The following is an 18,656-nucleotide window of genomic DNA, read 5'->3' on the forward strand; positions in this document are numbered from 1 at the left end:
CATATTAAGCTGTTTTTTAGTCACATTGCCTGTCATTTGAAAACAAAGTGCAAATGCCGGTATTAATCCAAGTAAGAATATTATCCTTTCTTTTCTATCGACTCTTCCGTTCATACCTCTTATCACCTGGCCTTTTCTTAAAAGTTTAAAAGGGAATTATCCACTCAAGATAATTCCCTCCGAATTTTTAGAATTAATAAGCCCAAAAATACTATTTACAATAGAGACCGTGTCCAAATTATTATAGCAGATTCTTCTTTTTCAAAATCAGCACCGCGATCACACAAACAGCAACAGAAAACGCACTTATGATAAAAAACCCCATCGTACTTCCCGAAAACGGCATTCCTACGGGATTCACGTTCATTCCATAGAGTCCTGAGATCATCGTCGGAAGCTCCAGCACGATGGTGATGGCTGCAAGAAACTTCATGACCTGGTTTAGATTGTTATCGATAATGGAACCAAACAGCGACATGGTGCTTCTTAATATATTGTGATAAATATAGGTCATCTCCATCGCCTGCTTATTCTCAATGATAACGTCTTCCAGCAGCTCCTGGTCTTCTTCGTAGTGTTTAAGTCCTATATGTTTTCTGAGTTTCTCCAGTACCACCTCATTTGACTTCAGGGAAGTGGTAAAATACACAAGACATTTCTCTAAATCGTAGAGTTGGATTAAGTCCTTATTCCTGGATGTCTCATGCAGAATCTCTTCCACCTGGTTGGCTCTTTTGTCGATCATTCGCAGATAAACCAGAAACAGAGCCGCATTGTTATAAAGGATCTGATATACAAATCTCGTCTTCATATATGTATAGAAATTCGGCACCAGCCCGTCCGTAAACTGCTTTAAAATATTGGTCTCTTCCAGACAGACCGTGAACACGACCTTTTCCGTAATGAAGATGCCGAGAGGAATCGTCTCATAAAGCCGCTTGCCCTCTTCTGCACGTACCACCGGAATGTTGGCCAGTATCATCGTATAATTCTCTTCGTGTTCCAGACGCGAACGTTCTTCCTCATCCAGAGGCGCCCTCAGATCGTCCAGATCGATCTGGTATTTTTCTGCCACCATCTGAAGTTCTGTCCCGTTCGGATCCGTCATCATGACCCAGGATTCGCGTTCGATCTCTGTAATCTCTCTTAATTCTTTTGATCCCTCATAAGTTTTAAATATCCTGATCATGATTCCCCTCCTTTTGACAATACTATCATTATAGCAATTGAAAAAGGAAACGGCAACCATTATTCAAACGGATACTTCATTCCCCACTGTGTTCTCACACTGCTCAGGATCTTCATGACGTCTCTTGAAATCTCCAGATTGTTATCGGAAAACGTACCGCTGACGGTTCCTTCCATGGCTTCCACCTCATATACCAGAGCATCTTCTGTCCTGCCCGCCTCAATGGTTTCTGTAACGCCTGTCTCTGTATTTGTGATGGTTGCCTTTGAAGCCCGCGGATATTCGTATACCTCGATATATCCCTTGTCTCCGGTGACAACGCCCCTCTTCGGCTGTTTTGCGCGGATGGTAAGGCAGATCACCGCCATCTGATCAGACTCATTTTTCAAAATGATACCGGACTGTTCATCCACACCGGTCTCTAAGTACTGTACTGTGGTAAGTATCGTATTCGGAGCCTCATCCATAAAAGTTCTTGCAAATGTCGTGGCATACCCTCCGATATCGAGAAGTGCTCCTCCTGCTGCTTCCAGTGCAAAAAATCTGTTTGTGGAATCATATCCTTTGTTGCTTCCGAAGTTTACCTGCACCATCTTTACGGTTCCGATGGCTCCTTTGTCAATTCTGTTCTTCAGCTCTTTAAACAGCGGCATATGGCTGATGGTCATGGCTTCCCTTACTGTCAGATTCTTTTCCTCCGCCAGGGAAACGATCTCTTCCAGCTGATGGTCATTGACCGTGATCGCTTTCTCACATAAAATGTGTTTCCCCGCCGCAATCGCTTTTTTCATATTCTCATAGTGCTGGCTGTGGGGAGTTGCGATATAGATCACATCAATGTTTTTATCCTCAAGCATTTCTTCATATGATCCGTAGACATTTTCAACGCCGTATCTTTCCGCAAACGCTTCTGTCTTTGTCTGTGTCCGGCTGCTGACCCCATAGACCTTTCTTCCCATTTTTTCAAATGCCTGCGCCATTTCGTTGGCAATAACTCCGCACCCTAAAATACCCCATTTTAAATTGCTCATCTGATTCTCCTTTCCGAAATAAAATCATATTTCTTATCTAGATTTTATCATGAAACTTTATTTTGTCAAGCATTGCGTTGCTTTTTCCAATTTTTCATATTACAATGAGGATACCAGAAATGAGAAAGGAGCACGACACTATGGGTAAAATATTGAAAAAATTTGTGAAAGTTGTGACTGCCATCATCTCCATCGGCGGAATTTTATATATCGCCAGAGACCAGATCAAAGCAATCATAGACAAGCTGAAAGAATTAAAGGATCAGGAAAAGGATGAAGATCTCGATGACTGGGATCCAGATGCATTTGACGATGACGATGTTTTCCCGGATTCAGCGGAAGACTGCCGTGATTACTTCTCCATCCACATCACGGACGAAGAAGAAACATCTGAGGAAGAGACTCATTCCCAAGATAACATTTCTAAAGAGGATAAGACTTCTGACACACCAGAAGAAGATGATAAATAAAAAAACTCCTATGCTGATTTTTGGCATAGGAGTTTTTTTATTTACAAGTCCAGCTGCATGATGTAGTCATCCATGATAAATCCATTTCCGATATCGGTTTTTACGGAATCAATCGCTGCAAAGCCTTTTGCTTTGTAAATATCCAGGCTGTTCCGATTATATTTATTGCATGTCAGATAAATAGCTTTTTTGTCCAGTTTCTCTGCAAACTCTATGGCCTTTCTCAATAAAATGCTGGAAAGCCCTTTTCCACGGCTCTTCTCGTGCAGATACAACTTACTCAGAAACAGACGGTTCCCATCCGGCTTCACGCCGCAGAACCCGACTAATTTTCCTTCGTCATATCCGAGAAAATAGGTATAGTGTTCTTCTGCGATCGCTTTTTTTAATGCCTCATAGCTCTGAAACTTTTCTACCATATAGTCGATCTGCTCTTTTGAGATGATCGATACAAAATATTCGTGCCAGATCTCAGAGGCCAATTCCGCCAATGACCGCACCTGTTCTTCCGTCTCACATACTTTAATTTCCATATTGTCACCCGTCCTGTTCTTATTTTATCTTTACTTTCTTTGACTTGGAATAGCCTCCAAAATACTTTTTGCCGTTGATGATCTTATAAGCCCTTACCTTTACATAGTAAGTCTTCTTTCTCTTGAGTTTCTTGCTCGTATAGGAAACTTTTTTGCCGCTTGTATACTGCTTCACTCTCTTGTACTTGCCTTTTTTTCCGGTTCTTATGTAAATTCTGTAGCCGCTGGCCCCGGAGATCTTTTTATATTTGATCTTCAGCCGCCGTCCGCTTCTTTTTACCGTGACTTTCGGTTTCGCCGGCCTTGTCCCTGATTTTAACGGCGCAGAGTATGCCCCGTAATATCTGTCACCGAACACATCACTGTATGCCCTCACTTTATAATAGTAGGTCTTTCCGGATTTCAGCTTCTTATTTGTATATGAAGTTGATTCTGATGAAAGCTGTTTCAGATATTTGTAACCGGAGTTTTTCTTTGTGGAGCGGTAAATTCTGTAGCCGGACACACCGTTTAATTTATTCCATGAAACTTTGATGGAAGTTGTCTTCCTGGAAGATGTCTTTGTCTTGATCGTCCCGGGAGGTTTCAGGGACACATAATAAGAAAGGGGTATCGTTGAGATCTGTCCCCCTTCGATGCAGCCGCCATGAGAATCAAGAGCCACACCCGGCACCCGGTTTCCATTGGCATCATATGCATCATTATATACGACCAGGAGCTCTGACAGCATTAATGCTATGCGCTTATTTTTAATATCATAACTGCCTGTTACGGCAATATCAGCAAAGTCACTTTTTAATTTACTTTTGGCAACTAAATTCAAGGTATTGGTTCCTCCAACCTTATTGGCTGAACTTGAACCGTAATATTCATATTTGCCGTTAGAAAACGTGAAATAGCCGCTTGGATCAAGAGTAAATTTGAGTACAGGTGCTGTTCCTGCATTTTTGTATGTCACTTTTAATGTTTTTTTGCTCTGGCAATAATCAATGGTCCCTATATTCTTCACTGTCCCGATTCCAAAAAAATAATCATAGCTTCCGCTCCACTGAGACACTGAAATATTGTGTTCATCTCTATACCCGGCTGTATCATATGAAAATGGAATTCTTTTGACAACATCATTTCCTTCTTTTAATAAAACCGCAGTCCTGTTAAGACACGGTGCTATATTTTTATTCGCAAAATTTATGGTAATGCTGACTGTTTTGTTCCTGCTCAGCTCTTTTGAAGAAAGTATGAGCTTTACATCACCGTTATAATTTGTGCTGCTGTCTTCCTCTAATACAGCGCTGAGATTTGTGTAATCTTTCTCTCCTGAATTGTGCAGGACCATCACTTTATCTGACGGCATCACAATGGTCTGATCCAGATTTCTTTCTGCCGATGAAAGTGCATACCAATCTTCTGCATTAGACCCTTCCCCTGCTTCATATTTTCCGCCGCTGTAACTTTTCACGATAATATTCTCATCCAGATTTGGATATGCCTCTGCAGCCTTTGCCATGCTGATCTGCGAAATGATCAGACACAACGACAGTAACATTACAACTGCTTTTTTTATCTTCATCTTTCGCCCTCCTTTCTTTTTATCATACCTTATTGTACGAAGCACGTCTACCCGCAGGGTATGAAACATGGGATGCCTTGTGGGTATACCATTTTTAAGCAAAAAAGCCACGGTCTCCCATGGCTTTTCATTATCTTCCTGCTTCGATTTTTTCCACCATCTGTTTCAGTTCATCTACACTGAATGTATAGTGTGTATTACAGAAATGACAGTTTACTTCTATATCTTTTCCATCTTTGATCATATCATTAATCTCGTCTTTTCCCACACTGATGACCGCTTTCTCCACCCGCTCTTTGGAACAGTTGCATGAAAACTTCGTCGGCACAGTCTCATAGAACTTGACCCCGAACTCACCCAGCAATTCATTCATCATATCTTCCGGAGTTTTCCCCTCATCCAGATGAGAAGTAACAGGCTGAAAATCTGCAATCTTTTTCTCCAGTGAAGAAATCACTTCCTCAGAAGCATACGGCATCATCTGAATAATAAAACCCCCGGCATGGCGGACGGTATTATCCTTATTCATCAAAACACCAAGCGCCACAGAAGTCGGTATCTGTTCACTTGCGGCAAAGTAGTAGGTCAGATCCTCTGCAATCTCCCCGGATACAAGATGGGTCTGTCCCGAATACGGTTCTTTCATGCCGATATCCTTAATGACCGTCAGCACCCCTAAGTCCAGGGCCTTTCCGACATCCAGCTTGCCTTCTTTGCTCGGCGGCAGCATTACGTCCGGATGTACCACATATCCTTTTACATCCGCTTTTGAATCGGCAGTCACCGTAAGACCTCCGATCGGACCGCTGCACTTTATCTGGAGCGTGATCATATCCTGTTCATTCTTGCACATGCTCCCCATCATGGCACCTGCGGTCAGAAGCCGGCCCAGGGCAGCCGTGGCCACCGGGCTTGTATTATGCCTCTGTCTGGCCTCCTCCACAACATCTTTCGTATAGGCAGCAAAAAAACGAACCTGCTCGTCTGCCGCCGTACCTCTTACAATATAATCTTTCATTTGTCCACCTCATGATTTATCGTTGAAATAAAATACAGCCGTTCACTCTCTGTCTCCGGCTCTTTTAAAGTATCTGCATCCATAACATCCCGGACCTCAAATCCGGCCAGACGCAGTGCCTCTTTTATCTCTTCTGTTCCATATGCCTTCTGAAAATGCATTTCCTCAAACTTATGATAAAGCCCGGACTCACTGCGGATAAAGAGTGTCAGGTCATATTCATTGATGCCGTCTTCCGGATCATAGAAATTCTGCCAGATAAAACTGCACTCCTCCCGGTCTTCCGCAAACGTATTTTCAGCAAGCAGTGTTTCATATTTATAAAGCGTGTTCATGTCAAACAGAAAGACCCCGTTTTCTTTAAGGTTCTCCCGCACACGCACAAATACCTGTATCAGATCTTCCGGCTCTAATATATAATTCAGGCTGTCACAAGTCGATATGACCGCATCCGCAGGATGCAGAAGAGCTAGTTCTCTCATATCCTGACAGATATAGAGGATTTCAGAATCCCCGGAACCGGCAGCAATCTCAAGCATCTCCGGAGAAATGTCCAGCCCGGTCATCCGGTAGCCAAAGCCTTTCAGCAGATTCGTCATCCTGCCGGTGCCGCAGCCCAGGTCCAGGACATCTGCTCCGTCCTTAACTTTGTATTTTCTCAGATACTGTCTTATATTTTCTCCCCACTGTCTGTAAGGGGTCTGATCCATAAATTCATCATAAACCTGTGCAAAACTCTGGTAACTAGTAAACTCGTCCATTTTGTCCTACTCCTTAAAGAAGCGGCGCCAGGACACGGAGCACACTCTGCATCAGCCGCTTCACCATATTGCCCTGACAGTGATCTTTTGTGATCAGCTCACACTGCTTAAACGTCTTCAGCATATCGATCTTGACTTCCGTCACCGCCAGGCAGTGATACATAAAGACTCCGTTTTCAAAATGCAGGTAAAGGCTCCGGTAATCCATGTTGATCGTTCCTACGGTAGCAATGACGTCATCACTGACAAAACATTTTGCATGGATGAATCCGGGAGTATACTGATACACTTTTACCCCTGCTTCCACCAGCTGGGCATAGTATGACTGTGTCAGCAAAAAGACGGTCGGTTTATCCGGTATTCCCGGTGTGACAATCCGCACATCGACTCCTCTTTTGGAAGCCAGGCAAAGCGCTGTCATCATTTCATTATCAATGATCAGATACGGCGTATAGATATATACGTAATCTGTGGCCGCATTGATGATGTTGAGGTACACATTCTCCCCGACTGTCTCCGTATCCAGAGGATTATCCGCGTAGGGCTGGATAAAACCGTCGTCAACAAACCGTCCCTTATGGTGGCCGTGGGGTACGAACATGCCGTAGCCCTCATCGGTCTTCCGGATCGCATTCCAGACCTGGAGAAACATCACGGTAAAGTTCCACACCGCATCTCCGATGACTTTCAATCCCGCGTCTTTCCAATAACCGAAACGTTCCTTCCGGTTGATATACTCATCTGCCAGATTGAGGCCTCCGGTATATGCCGTATGCCCGTCAATGACCACTACTTTGCGATGGTCCCTGTTGTTCCATGCGGTGGACACCAGAGGAATAATCGGATTAAATGCCACGCAGGAAATGCCGCAGCGTTCCAGTTCTTTATAATACTTATACGGGAGCAGGTCCACACAGCCTACGTCGTCATACATAAACCGGACTTCCACACCGTCGTCCACCCGTTCTTTGAGGATCTCTAAGATCGTATTCCACATATATCCTTCTTCCACAATGAAGAATTCCATGAAAATATAATACTTTGCCTTTTTCAGGTCTTCGATCATCTCTTCAAACATAGACTCGCCGGACGGGTAATACTTTGCCGACGAATTCTGATAGATCGGATAGCCTCCTGACATATCGATATATTTTGCCTGTGCCGCCGCCTGAGGACTCCTCTGTCTCAAGTTATTCATGACGCTCTCGCTCTGAGACAGCAAAAAATCTGTCTCGCCAAGGGAACGCTCCAGTTCCAGCCTCAGCTTTCTGGCCATTTTTTTATTGCCCAGAGTAAGATATAAAAGACCGCCGAATACCGGGAAGATCAGGATGGGAATGGTCCACGCCAGCTTATAGGCCGGGTTCTCTTCTTTATTTACAATATATATCACCACTGCAACGCTGACCAGCTGAAGTCCCCATTCAATAAACTTAGATCGCTCTCCGATCACCTGGGCCATCCAGATCAGCCATGCTATCTGCAGCACAATGATAACGCCTACAATCACAAGGCGTCTCAGAAGGACCTTCAGCATCTTCGATATGCCCTTCTTCATTACTTTTAAAATTCTCATAATTCCTCCTGCTGCCAAATAGATTCCTGACAAGAACAAAGTGGGCAAGCCCTCAATCTTTGAGGGGGCCTGACAACTTTGCGTGCCAGATGCGATTTGACGTAGTCAAATGATTTCCTTACGCATCTGTGTACAACCCGCGGAGCATTTTTATTTCTTAGGAAAGACTTTCATGCATTAGCGTGACAAGGACTTTCCTAAGAAATGAAAAGAAGACCAGAAAATTCTGGTCTTACTATTCTATAATGATTTAAGGAATTGTGTCAAGAAGGCTTCTGTCCTTTTTAAATCCAGCCGAAATGCTCACATGCCTTTTTGATTCCGTCATTCACATTGGTGTCTGTCACGTAGTCTGCCTTATCTTTCAGGTCCTGGCAGCCGTTCCCCATGGCGATGGAAAACCACTCAGGGCTGAACATATCCAGATCGTTATAATCATCTCCAAATACAACCACATCTTCAAGAGGCCCATTTAAGTGCTCCATCATTTTTATGATCCCCTCTCTTTTATTGTCCGGCTGGAACATCAGGTACTCCGGTTCAAACCGCAGATGTCCGATGAGATCTTTTGTCGTCAGACGGTCTTCCTCTTCTTTCGGAATTGCTACATATATTTTATAGAAATCTTCGACCTTATGTATATCCAGGGTGTCATCAATAATATAGCGGGTCGGCTCTTTTCTCTTGCCCACCTGTCTTAAAAACAAATCGTCGGTCATATAGACATCTTTTGTATCGTCTACGGCAATACACCATCCATATCCGAGTTTCTCTGTCTCCTCAATAATTTTAATGCACCCTTCTCTGTCCAGAGGAATATTCTCCACGAACTGATTGTCAATGACAAACCCGTTTCCTCCATTGCAGACCATATTCTTAAAACCGTTGGCCTTTATAAACAGATCCGCTTTATAGTGGGCTCTTCCTGTTGCGATCGCCACAAAATGTCCGTTTTCCTCCAGCTTTTCAAGTGCCTCCAGCGCACTTGGAACTACCTGGTTGGTAGAGCGGTCCGTCAGTGTTCCGTCGATGTCAAAAAAGCAGTATTTCTTTTTCATAAGTACCCTCCATCTTGATATATTTCTCTTTCAAGTATGCCCCAGCACTCATGGCTTGTCAACGATTTTAGGCGACTTCATGAAACCCGACATCATACATCCTCCGGCGGCTCCTGTCTTTAAAACATCCTTTATATTATATGGAGTGATTCCTCCGATGGCATAGACAGGGATAGACACGGATCGTACAGTTTCTCTTAAAAACTCAAGCCCCCTTGGCGGAACGCCCTTTTTGCAGTCCGTCTGAAAAATATGTCCGGCAATCACAAACTCTGCACCCATCCGTTCTGCCTCCACTGCCTCTTCCGGGGCATGAATAGAGGTACTTACACGAAGGTGCTTTTCAATCTTCCCTGCATTTTCCCGAAATACAGGGTACGGCAGATGGATCTTGTCTGCTCCCAGCCTGCGGGCCGCACTAAAATAACTGTGGAGAGTCAGGGAAGCCCCAGCTTTCCTGCATATTTCCATACACCGGGCTGCCAGTACCCCGTACTCTTCTTCTGGAAGATCTTTTTCCCGCAGAATGATCGTCTTTAACCCTTGTCCCGCAAGGGTCTGCACCGTCTTTAAAAAATCACCGCCGCACAGTTTCCGGTCCGTGACAGCGATCCACTCCTGATTCATGTCAACCTCCGTTTCTAGACTCTCACGTAGTCAGTATAGATTCCCTGCATGCCTCTGCGGTCAAGCATGTTTACGACTTCATCCACACTTCTCGGATCTGAGATCACAAACTGGGCGTCTCCCTTCTCCTCTTCTTCATGGCCTCCGACTCCTGTGCTGACTCCCGCGGAAATTTTCGTCGCTGCCATGCCGACCACATGATCGCGGAATCCGGCCCGTTCCCTCGTGGAAATCGTAATTCCCGCAAACGGCATGAAAATGCGGTGTGCCAGCATCACCTGCAGAAGCTGCTTTTCATGGACGTCTTTTGCATCGTTGGTTTCATTGTTCTTATATGGTCTGAGCCGAGGCACAGAAAAAGAAACTTCCGCCTGGGGATATTTTTTCTGAAGAAGGGACGCATGAATTCCGGAAGCAAATGCGTCTTTTCTGAAATCATCAAGCCCCAACAGGGCTCCGCATCCCACTCCCCTCATACCGCCTTTTAACGCTCTTTCCTGGGCATTCAGACGATAGGAAAATACTTTTTTCGGACCGCTTAAGTGAACCTCATCATAGGTCTTTGTATTATATGTCTCCTGGTAGACACTGACAAAATCCGCACCTTTTTGGTGGATATATTCGTATTCATCCACATCCATTGGATAGACTTCAATGCCGATGGTGGAAAAATATTTCTTTGCCAGCTCTACTGCCTTCCCGATATATTCTACGCTTGACGCTTTTTTAGATTCACCTGTGAGAATCAGGATTTCCTTCAGTCCTGTCCCTGCGATAGCTTTGTATTCCTGTTCAATCTCTTCCATGGTGAGCTTTGCCCGGTGGATCTTATTGGTACAGTTAAAGCCGCAGTACACACAGTGATTGACACAGTAATTGGCAATATAAAGTGGTGTAAACAGACAGACCGTATTCCCGAAATGCTTCATTGTTTCCTTTTTTGCTCTTTTGGCCATTGGCTCCAGAAAATCCATGGCAGCCGGTGAGAGCAGAGCCTTGTAGTCCTCAGCACTCACCGTTTCTTTTGAAAGAGCTGTGATGACATCGTCTTTTGTGTAAACATTGTAGTCATATTCATCATATTCCTTTAACACTTCATCTAATATCTCCATCGCCCTAGTCCTCCAAAAATCCTGTCAGCGGAGATGAGGCATCTCCTCCATGGTCCAGGACCCGTCCCAGTCCGGCAAGGTATGCCTTTCTTCCTGCGTCAACTGCCATTTTAAAAGCCTTTGCCATGGATACCACATCTCCTGCCGTAGCTACAGCCGTATTTGCCAGTACGGCATCGGCTCCCATCTCCATTGCTGCACAGGCCTCGGACGGCTTCCCGATTCCGGCATCCACAATGACCGGAAGATCGGTATCATCAATCAGCATTTGGATAAAATCTTTCGTAAGGAGTCCTTTGTTGCTTCCGATGGGCGCTGCCAGAGGCATGACCGCGGCGGCGCCTGCACTTTCCAGGTCCCTTGCCGTATTCAAATCGGGGCTCACATAGGGAAGAACAGTGAAACCCTCTCTTGAAAGAATCTCCGTGGCTTTGATTGTCTCTGCGTTGTCGGGCATCAGATACTTTGTATCCCGTATCACTTCGATCTTGATAAAATCACCGCATCCCACTTCTCTTGCAAGCCTTGCAATGCGCACAGCCTCCTGGGCATTTCTTGCCCCGGAGGTGTTTGGAAGCAGTGTCACCGTATCCGGTATGTACTCTAAAATATTGCTGGAACCTGCCTCCTTTACCCGCCTGAGCGCCATAGTAACAATCTGGGCTTCGGCCGCATTTACAGCCTCCGCCGTCTTTTCCAGGCTGAACTTTCCGGTTCCAAGCAGAAACCTTGATGTAAATTCCTTTGTTCCGATTTTTAATGTATCACTCATCTTTATACCTCTTCTTCTCCTAAAATCAACCGTATCGCCATGTTCGCCTCGTGTCCCGCACAGATTGATACTCTGGCCGCAGTCAGTGATTCCTCTGTTGATATCCCATGTGTCCCGTCTCCGCACACATAAAGCCGTTTCATTTTCTTTGCCGTTTTTATCAGGTTTGAACTGTAAGATCCGGCCATCCCGCTGCCGGAAATAACGGTATTGTCAGGCAGCTGAGACAATACGCCGTTGACCAGCTCGGCTTTCGCCTTTGGCGAGTCAAATGCCTCGCAGATAATCGGATATGGCCGAAACAGCTCTGCCGCATTTTCCTGCGTCACCCTTCCGTCAAAAAATCCCAGTTCAATCCACGGGTTGACCTGGCGGATCAGTTCACTCATGGCTTCTGTTTTTTTCATGCCGATCTGGGAAATGGTGTATGCCTGCCGGTTTAGGTTGGATGGATCTACCCGGTCAAAATCTGCCAGAAACAGCTTCCTGATCCCCGTTCTTGCAAGCATCAGGGCTATATTGGAGCCAAGACCCCCAAGACCCGCAACGGCCACGGTTCCTTCCCTGAGCCTTTCCCTCACTTCCGGCGTCTGGCGTCTGTCCAGTTCCTGTTCAAATCGTTCTCTCGTCAGCATCTCATCCACCGCCTACGAAGCTGACGATCTCCAGTGTATCCGCCTCTGTCAGCATGATAGCTTCATACTCAGCCTTTGGGACGATCTTTCCGTTTCTCTCCACCGCAATGTGCTCAAGCCTGTAACCCTCTTTCAGAAGAAATTCCTTCAGAGTGATCCTGCTCTCGAGGAATCTTTTGTTTCCATTGACACGCATCATAACTCTCCTTTCGTTTCCCGGAGCCACAAACGAAAAAAAGATGAAGCGTAAGCTCCATCTCTGTGTTCTATCGATTGAAAACTCCCTACGCTAGTGCTAACTAACAGGTTCCATGAATCTTCGGGTTATACCCTCTTCTCAGCCGATAACATCGGTTCTCCAGTTTTACTTGTTTATGAAATTATATGGCAGACAACATTCCTCTGTCTTACCAAAAAATATTATAATCCTGTTATCTGAAAAATTCAAGTATATTTTTTGTCGTTTGCGCCGGCTTTTCTATCGTTTGCGTTTTTTCAGCACAGCCACGGTTCCGTATGGTACAAGTAATACATCAGAACATTTGCTTTTATTTCAACCTATTACTGCAGAACTATGCATATTAAAAACGCTTTTTCATTTGATCCGAAATGAACATAGTATATATGATAAATGAAGTTGAATCTCCTCCATCTTTATTGGAAAATCAAATGTAATGATAATCGAGTCATCCAAAGGGACTTCCTCTCAATCGGTCCCCGGAGGATGACTTTTTTGGTCGGATCATATCCGTCGCATATTTCAGCGCTCAAAGACCTTTCTTGCGCCCACATATTTCGCTGTGATCACTTCCGTGAAGCATCATTTAAGACAACAGCGTCAAACTCATATCCCTCCTCGAAACTTCCAACCTGCCCGAAAAAGCTTCCGCCTCCCTTGGTTCCAAGATAAAGCGCTTCCGAGTTTTCTGAGAGATGAGACTGCACATACAGACCGGTCTCTCTCTGAAATTTCCCAAGCTGCTCCATCAGTTCATCGGAGCAGGAAGGCAGAAGCCGCGGCGTCAGGATCATCTGCATCATCGTCCTGTCTTTCACAGTCTCATACCACTTTCTTGTCTCCTCGGCGGATGTCCGGGCATCCTCTTGCCTGTAATCATCGGGACAGTTCCGGTCCATGCATACCTTTCCCGCAAACCCGCAGATTCCTGCTTTCTCAAGCAGATCCATCAGCAAAACCGTGGCATCTCTGTGGATCGTCGCAAACACATTGACTCTGGATGTTTCACTTCACCTTTCCGTCTCCACAGACCAGATAAGAATCCTCGTGGCTCCGGAACTTCCCTGGTTCAGGCGTATAAATAATTTCTCCTTTTAAAGCAAAGCTATCCATTATCATATCCTCCTGAATCTATCTTCAGATCTTTAAGTGTGACTATAGTATCATAAAAATTGTTCAAACATACAAAAATCTGAAAATCTCCATTTCTACAGATAGGATACGCAAATAATACAATATATTATTATTTAATTTTCACTTTCAAAGTTTTCCTTACGCAACCTGACCTTATATAAACCGTGATAGTCCCTTTTCTACTTTTTGTCGTAAGCTTTCCGCCTTTTGAAATAGAAGCATATTTTTTGCTCTTTGATGAAAGAGACCACTTGACGGACTTGGAGGTTCCATAGGCTTTTGCTCTAAACCGGTAACTTTTTCTGCGTTTCACTGTCTTTCTATAGGAGGTGATTTTCAGGTAAGGTTTTTTAATCGTCAACTTCACTGTTTTGCTGTAATTTTTTAATTTTGCTGTTACTGTGATCTTTCCTGCCTTTTTAGCTGTCAGTTTACCAGAAGAAGAAATGTATGCACAGGACGCATTATCTACCTTCCATACAATATTTCCCGAAACTCCTGTTGCCTTTGCTGAGATGTTGGCACTCTGTCCCTCATACATCGATGACGGAGCAGAAGTGATGCTGACATACGGTGTTTTCACTGTGATTTTTGTTTTCAGATATACGGTTCGGCCATAATAGGTTACTTTTGTTGTAAGTTCTGCAGTCCCTGACCGTTTTGCTGTAACCTTCCCATCATCGTCAACTGATGCCACAGAAGGATCAGAAGATTCATAGTAGGCAGCTGCATAATCATCCTCGCCTAAATCTGCGGCAAGCTGAATGCTCTGTCCGCTGTACAGTTCCATCTTTTCCCGAACAGAAGGGTTCCCTACTACCAGCGGCGTCACTTTAATGTTTTGATAGGAAGCCTGAATATTTTTATCAGACTCTCCGGTTCCACTGAAAGCATAAAGCCCCACATAATCCCCTTCTGCATAATTCTTTTTAATATTCCGGTCTGTTACATTCAGCTTCAGAGAATCATTAATATAAAACTTGAATTTATTCCCTCTTACCTCCAGCTTCAGATGGTATGTTGCCCCAGGGGTCAGTGTATACTTAACACGGCTACCGATATCTCCGGTTCCGCCTCCGAAGGTAAAGATCCTTGTGCTTCCGTTACCTTTATGCTCAGGATCGTCAATGTTAACCACATATCCTTTGCTGGAATTCGGACTTTGTCCACGAAAGAAAAGACCAACCGCATTTCCCTCCTGATAGGTGACATCTGCTTCATAAATATAATCAGAGCCTGTTTTCGTGGAAGAAATCAGAAATCCATTGTCTTTATGGTTTGAATTATAGCCGTTGGCGTCAAGCGTCCACTGTCCTCCTACAGAATTCCATCCAGACAGGTTGCTGTTTAATTTTTCATCCTCACCGTTTACCTGAATTTCCATCGTTCTGGCAATCCCATTGGAAGTTTTCGCCTTAACGATAACCGTTCCCTGCTTTTCTCCTTTCAGGGTAATACTGCCGGCATCCTGTTTTACGATGGAAACCTTTTTCCCGCTGTTCCCTGCAATGGACCAGGAAACTTTCTGCTCCGCTTTCTGAGGAGTGACCGTCGAATTTAAAGTTGTTGTTTCTCCCAGTTTTACGGAAGAACTTGCTGTTTCCGTATTTAAATATACATTTGCCGGATCTGTACTTCCAGACATTTTATCTGACCAGATACTTTTTAACGGATAAATGGTAATATCAGCTTCTGTCTGTCCGCCCTCTGAAAAAACTTCTGCCCCGGTACTTTTTGCATCTGGGAAAACAGCAAGGCTTCCCACGGTCTCTCCCTCATTTCCATAAACCTCTACAATAGAATCATCTACAAAAATATGAAGTTTAATTTTTCCGTCAGCACTCTTTGATATCTTTGACTTTATATCTCCTTTTATCTGCCCTTGTGGAAAAACTCCGGCTTTATCTCCGTTGATGATCAACGTCTCATCTTGGACATTATATTTTACAACGGTCTCCTGCTTTCCATTTTTACCGGTCCGCAGTTTAAATCCGACTTCTCTGGTTCCGGTCTTCGGTGTAAATTCTGCAATTATTTCATATTCCCCGCCCTGGAATCCTGAGAGAAGATTTTCACTGGAATCTGTTTTTTCCGGGATTACAGCATTCTTAAGTTCCGTTTTTGCCTGTTGCATCCGAAGGGATTCATACTCTTTTACAGGCTTCTGCACTAAACGTACTTTCCCGTCGATTTGTTTCAGCGTTAACTCATTCTGCAGATTAAAAAAGCCATTAAATCCGTACTGCCCGGTTACTTCGCTTACGTTGTTGCAGTATCCGTTTTCCCAGGTACTTGCCCAGTTGATCATAACTGTCCTGCTGTCCGGCATATTGCTGTAAGTCTGTGCCGCATAGGATTGAGGTCCAAAATTCATTTTATAAGTATCATCATTTTTGTAACTGCTAGGATCACTGATATTGTCATTTGTATTGCTATAACCAGAATCCGGCACAAAGGTCCAGTGTTCATTTTGCTGCTTTAAATCACCGATTCTGTAATATCTGCCTCCCTCACTCATCACCCATTTTGTCTGATCGGTATTGTCTACCTTAAGCGGATACAGATCCGGGCACTCTGTATAAATCCTCGCGCTGTCAGCCGGCTGATCCGCGATTCCTTCATTTGTTTTCTTTCCATAGGTACTTTCCAGTTTCCAGCTTTTTAAGTTTTTTGAAGAATAGATACGCAGCGGTCCTCCTGCCACAACCATCATCCACTGATCGGATTCTTCATGCCAGAATACTTTAGGATCCCGGAAGGCTTTATCCAAAAGCCGATCATCCTCCCACCTAAGTACCGGATTCCCCTGATATTTTGTCCAGGTTCTGCCCTTGTCTTTGCTGTATGCCAGACACTGTTCCTGCCCCTTATCTCCATTGTCCTGCGTATAAATGGCTACCAGGCCCTCTTTTCCCTGTCCAAAAAATCCTGTGGTGTTATCTTTGTCTACAACACAGCATCCGGAAAACATAGCTCCTCCGTCTGATTCCGGATATAAGGCTATAGGAAGTTCCTCCCAGTGAACCAGATCCTTTGATACAGCATGGCCCCAGTGCATTGGCCCCCAGATCATATCGTCAGGATAGTACTGGTAAAACAAATGGTATTCGCCTTTATAATAAACCATGCCATTTGGATCATTGCACCATGCTCTCTGAGGTGAAAAATGATATTGAGAACGGTACGGCACACTGTAGACATCATCCGGGTCAGAATTTCTCAAAACATTGACTGCCGTAGTCTCTGTTTTTCCATTAGCGCCCTTGACAACGATATTAAACACATTGGAACCTGTTTTCACATTGACTGTCACAGCCTGTCCGGAACCTGCTGCCTTTCCGTCCACAGTAACTGCTGCGTTTCCGTCAATTTTAGGAATTATAGTAAGACTGTCTGTCTTGTGGCCTACCACCACACTGTAACTACTGAATTCCCGGGAAAATGGCTTGTCCAGACTTCCTCCTTTAATTTCCAGTCCGCTAAGGTACGCATCGCTTTTCACTACTTCTGTTTTTTCTGTTACCGCTGTTTGATCATTATTGTCTGCTGCTTTAAATGTCCAGTCAGACACTTTCTGACTGCTTTCCCTTCGTATTCCTTCTGACGCATAAACCTGCGGGGGGGCTGCTGTCTGTAATATCATGCCGAAAGATAGCAAACTGGATATTGCCGCTGCCAGGACTCTGGATTTTTTATGATTCATAACCTGTCTCCTTTCTCAATACTTTATTCGGGTTTAAAACAAAAAGGACAGCCGTTTATCATTCTGCGCTGTCCTTTCCTGCAAGAGATTCACTATTACATTTGTCTGATGATTTTATCAACATTGCTCTTTCCGTTTTTGAAGGCAAATCCTATGACGCCGCTTAAAACAACACTGAGAACAATAAAAATAACGCCGATCACACCGACTGCTGTAAACAATGGTCCTTCCTGGATTTTCAGTGCCCAGTAGGCAACTGCAACTCCAATTGAAGAGAAAATCAACAAATTCCGTATCCAGTTCTTTAAGTTTTTTAACATCCTTGTCTGGTATTCAATTTCTTTTATTTTCTGCTGTTTTGTCTGTGGTGTCATAATAGACTCTCCTTCTAATATTTCAATCCAGGATTAAAGAATCCAACCACTACTCCTGCAAATGCTACGACAACTAAAATCAGCATTGTCACAACCGGAGACACTCTCTTTTTGGACATGAGCCACCAGCAGAAAATAACAAATGCTGCTGTCAGGACATTGGGATATACGGAATCAAGCTGATTCTGAAGATTCAAAAATTCTTTTCCGGCATCATTTACCAGATGGAACGATGTTTTTACACTTACCCAGGTAGCTGCTACGGCTCCAACAACCATAGTTCCAAGCATTACAATTGATTCGCGGATCGCGGTCGCCTGTTCACCTACCAGGATATCGACGGCTTTTCCACCCAGTTCATATCCCTTAAAGTAAAGAAATCTCATGCCAAAGGTAATTAACAGATTCCATACAACGATATAGAAGATTGGTCCCACGACAGATCCGCCGCTGGATAATCCAAGGGCAATTCCAAGAAGGATCGGAATTAAAGTACCTACGACCAGAGAATCTCCGATCCCTGCCAAAGGTCCCATCAAACCTGCACGGATACCATTGATGGTTTCTGCATCCACATCCTGGTTTCCATTGGCTTTTGCCTCTTCCAAACCTGCCGTAACTCCGACGATAACAGATCCTACCTGCGGTTCTGTATTAAAGAATGCCGTGTATGTTTCCATAGCCTCTTTCTGTTCTTCTTTTGTATCATATAATTCTTCCACCAGCGGAAGCATTGCACATAAATAACCAAACGTCTGCATGTGCTCCTGCGAAAAGCAGGTTAAGTGTCCATAATACCAGTTACGAAATGATTTTTTTAATGCTTTTTTAGAAAGCTTTTTTTCCGCTGCCATA

The 18,656-nt window shown here is 44.2% G+C and carries 18 protein-coding genes and 1 riboswitch; of the genes, 1 reads left to right on the forward strand and 17 read right to left on the reverse strand.

Going from position 1 to position 18,656, the window contains the following annotated elements:
* Positions 1-241 precede the first annotated feature (241 nt).
* Together QGT46_RS07365 and QGT46_RS07370 are read right to left on the reverse strand one after the other, a co-directional pair.
* Positions 242-1,189: a magnesium transporter CorA family protein gene (locus QGT46_RS07365; protein WP_024728015.1), complete on the reverse strand. Its 948-nt coding sequence runs from the start codon at positions 1,187-1,189 to the stop codon at positions 242-244.
* A 59-nt stretch (positions 1,190-1,248) separates the two neighbouring features.
* The gene (locus tag QGT46_RS07370; protein ID WP_148459847.1) at positions 1,249-2,220 is read right to left on the reverse strand and encodes a Gfo/Idh/MocA family protein; all 972 of its coding nucleotides are present in this window, start codon (positions 2,218-2,220) and stop codon (positions 1,249-1,251) included.
* 140 nt (positions 2,221-2,360) lie between these two features.
* Here QGT46_RS07370 and QGT46_RS07375 point away from each other — a divergent pair, with 140 nt between their 5' ends.
* Positions 2,361-2,690: a DNA-directed RNA polymerase subunit delta gene (locus QGT46_RS07375; protein ID WP_235824534.1), complete on the forward strand. Its 330-nt coding sequence runs from the start codon at positions 2,361-2,363 to the stop codon at positions 2,688-2,690.
* A gap of 41 nt (positions 2,691-2,731) precedes the next feature.
* Here the strand turns inward: QGT46_RS07375 and QGT46_RS07380 are convergent, their stop codons facing one another.
* The 15 genes from QGT46_RS07380 to QGT46_RS07450 form a co-directional block, all read right to left on the reverse strand.
* Complete coding sequence (locus QGT46_RS07380; RefSeq protein WP_148459846.1) at positions 2,732-3,223, reverse strand: GNAT family N-acetyltransferase; 492 nt, start codon at positions 3,221-3,223, stop codon at positions 2,732-2,734.
* Between the two features lie 19 nt (positions 3,224-3,242).
* A complete protein-coding gene (locus tag QGT46_RS07385) occupies positions 3,243-4,793 on the reverse strand; it encodes a fibronectin type III domain-containing protein (RefSeq protein ID WP_301590172.1) in 1,551 nt (516 codons plus the stop codon).
* A 130-nt stretch (positions 4,794-4,923) separates the two neighbouring features.
* The gene (hslO, locus tag QGT46_RS07390; protein WP_148459844.1) at positions 4,924-5,811 is read right to left on the reverse strand and encodes an Hsp33 family molecular chaperone HslO; all 888 of its coding nucleotides are present in this window, start codon (positions 5,809-5,811) and stop codon (positions 4,924-4,926) included.
* Positions 5,808-6,572, reverse strand: coding sequence for a class I SAM-dependent DNA methyltransferase (locus tag QGT46_RS07395; RefSeq protein WP_148459843.1), 765 nt, complete (start codon positions 6,570-6,572; stop codon positions 5,808-5,810). Before QGT46_RS07395 ends, hslO begins: the two co-directional genes overlap by 4 nt.
* 13 nt (positions 6,573-6,585) lie before the next feature.
* Complete coding sequence (gene cls, locus QGT46_RS07400; protein ID WP_034549622.1) at positions 6,586-8,148, reverse strand: cardiolipin synthase; 1,563 nt, start codon at positions 8,146-8,148, stop codon at positions 6,586-6,588.
* Between the two features lie 284 nt (positions 8,149-8,432).
* A complete protein-coding gene (locus QGT46_RS07405) occupies positions 8,433-9,206 on the reverse strand; it encodes an HAD hydrolase family protein (protein ID WP_024728023.1) in 774 nt (257 codons plus the stop codon).
* 48 nt (positions 9,207-9,254) lie between these two features.
* The gene (locus QGT46_RS07410; protein ID WP_024728024.1) at positions 9,255-9,833 is read right to left on the reverse strand and encodes a thiamine phosphate synthase; all 579 of its coding nucleotides are present in this window, start codon (positions 9,831-9,833) and stop codon (positions 9,255-9,257) included.
* 14 nt (positions 9,834-9,847) lie between these two features.
* On the reverse strand, positions 9,848-10,945 hold the full coding sequence (gene thiH / locus QGT46_RS07415) for a 2-iminoacetate synthase ThiH (RefSeq protein ID WP_024728025.1): 1,098 nt from the start codon (positions 10,943-10,945) through the stop codon (positions 9,848-9,850).
* Between the two features lie 4 nt (positions 10,946-10,949).
* Complete coding sequence (locus tag QGT46_RS07420; protein WP_034549625.1) at positions 10,950-11,717, reverse strand: thiazole synthase; 768 nt, start codon at positions 11,715-11,717, stop codon at positions 10,950-10,952.
* A 2-nt stretch (positions 11,718-11,719) separates the two neighbouring features.
* On the reverse strand, positions 11,720-12,361 hold the full coding sequence (gene thiF / locus QGT46_RS07425) for a sulfur carrier protein ThiS adenylyltransferase ThiF (RefSeq protein WP_148459842.1): 642 nt from the start codon (positions 12,359-12,361) through the stop codon (positions 11,720-11,722).
* Positions 12,354-12,551 (reverse strand): sulfur carrier protein ThiS, encoded by a 198-nt coding sequence (gene thiS / locus QGT46_RS07430; protein ID WP_148459841.1) that lies wholly within the window; start codon positions 12,549-12,551, stop codon positions 12,354-12,356. The genes thiF and thiS overlap by 8 nt, the downstream gene beginning before the upstream one ends.
* Positions 12,552-12,616: 65 nt before the next feature.
* Positions 12,617-12,723: riboswitch (TPP riboswitch) on the reverse strand.
* Between the two features lie 433 nt (positions 12,724-13,156).
* Positions 13,157-13,579 carry an amidohydrolase family protein gene (locus tag QGT46_RS07435; RefSeq protein WP_301590182.1) on the reverse strand — a complete coding sequence of 141 codons (423 nt, stop codon included), beginning with the start codon at positions 13,577-13,579 and terminating at the stop codon, positions 13,157-13,159.
* A gap of 254 nt (positions 13,580-13,833) precedes the next feature.
* The gene (locus tag QGT46_RS07440; protein ID WP_148459840.1) at positions 13,834-17,427 is read right to left on the reverse strand and encodes a GH32 C-terminal domain-containing protein; all 3,594 of its coding nucleotides are present in this window, start codon (positions 17,425-17,427) and stop codon (positions 13,834-13,836) included.
* Positions 17,428-17,522: 95 nt separating this feature from the next.
* Complete coding sequence (locus QGT46_RS07445; protein WP_148459839.1) at positions 17,523-17,801, reverse strand: hypothetical protein; 279 nt, start codon at positions 17,799-17,801, stop codon at positions 17,523-17,525.
* 14 nt (positions 17,802-17,815) lie between these two features.
* Positions 17,816-18,655 carry a PTS system mannose/fructose/sorbose family transporter subunit IID gene (locus QGT46_RS07450; RefSeq protein ID WP_024728032.1) on the reverse strand — a complete coding sequence of 280 codons (840 nt, stop codon included), beginning with the start codon at positions 18,653-18,655 and terminating at the stop codon, positions 17,816-17,818.
* Between the last annotated feature and the right edge of the window lies 1 nt (position 18,656).

The sequence above is a fragment of the Anaerostipes faecis genome (genome assembly GCF_910574135.1).
In the GTDB taxonomy this organism is placed as follows: Bacteria; Bacillota; Clostridia; order Lachnospirales; family Lachnospiraceae; genus Anaerostipes; species Anaerostipes hominis.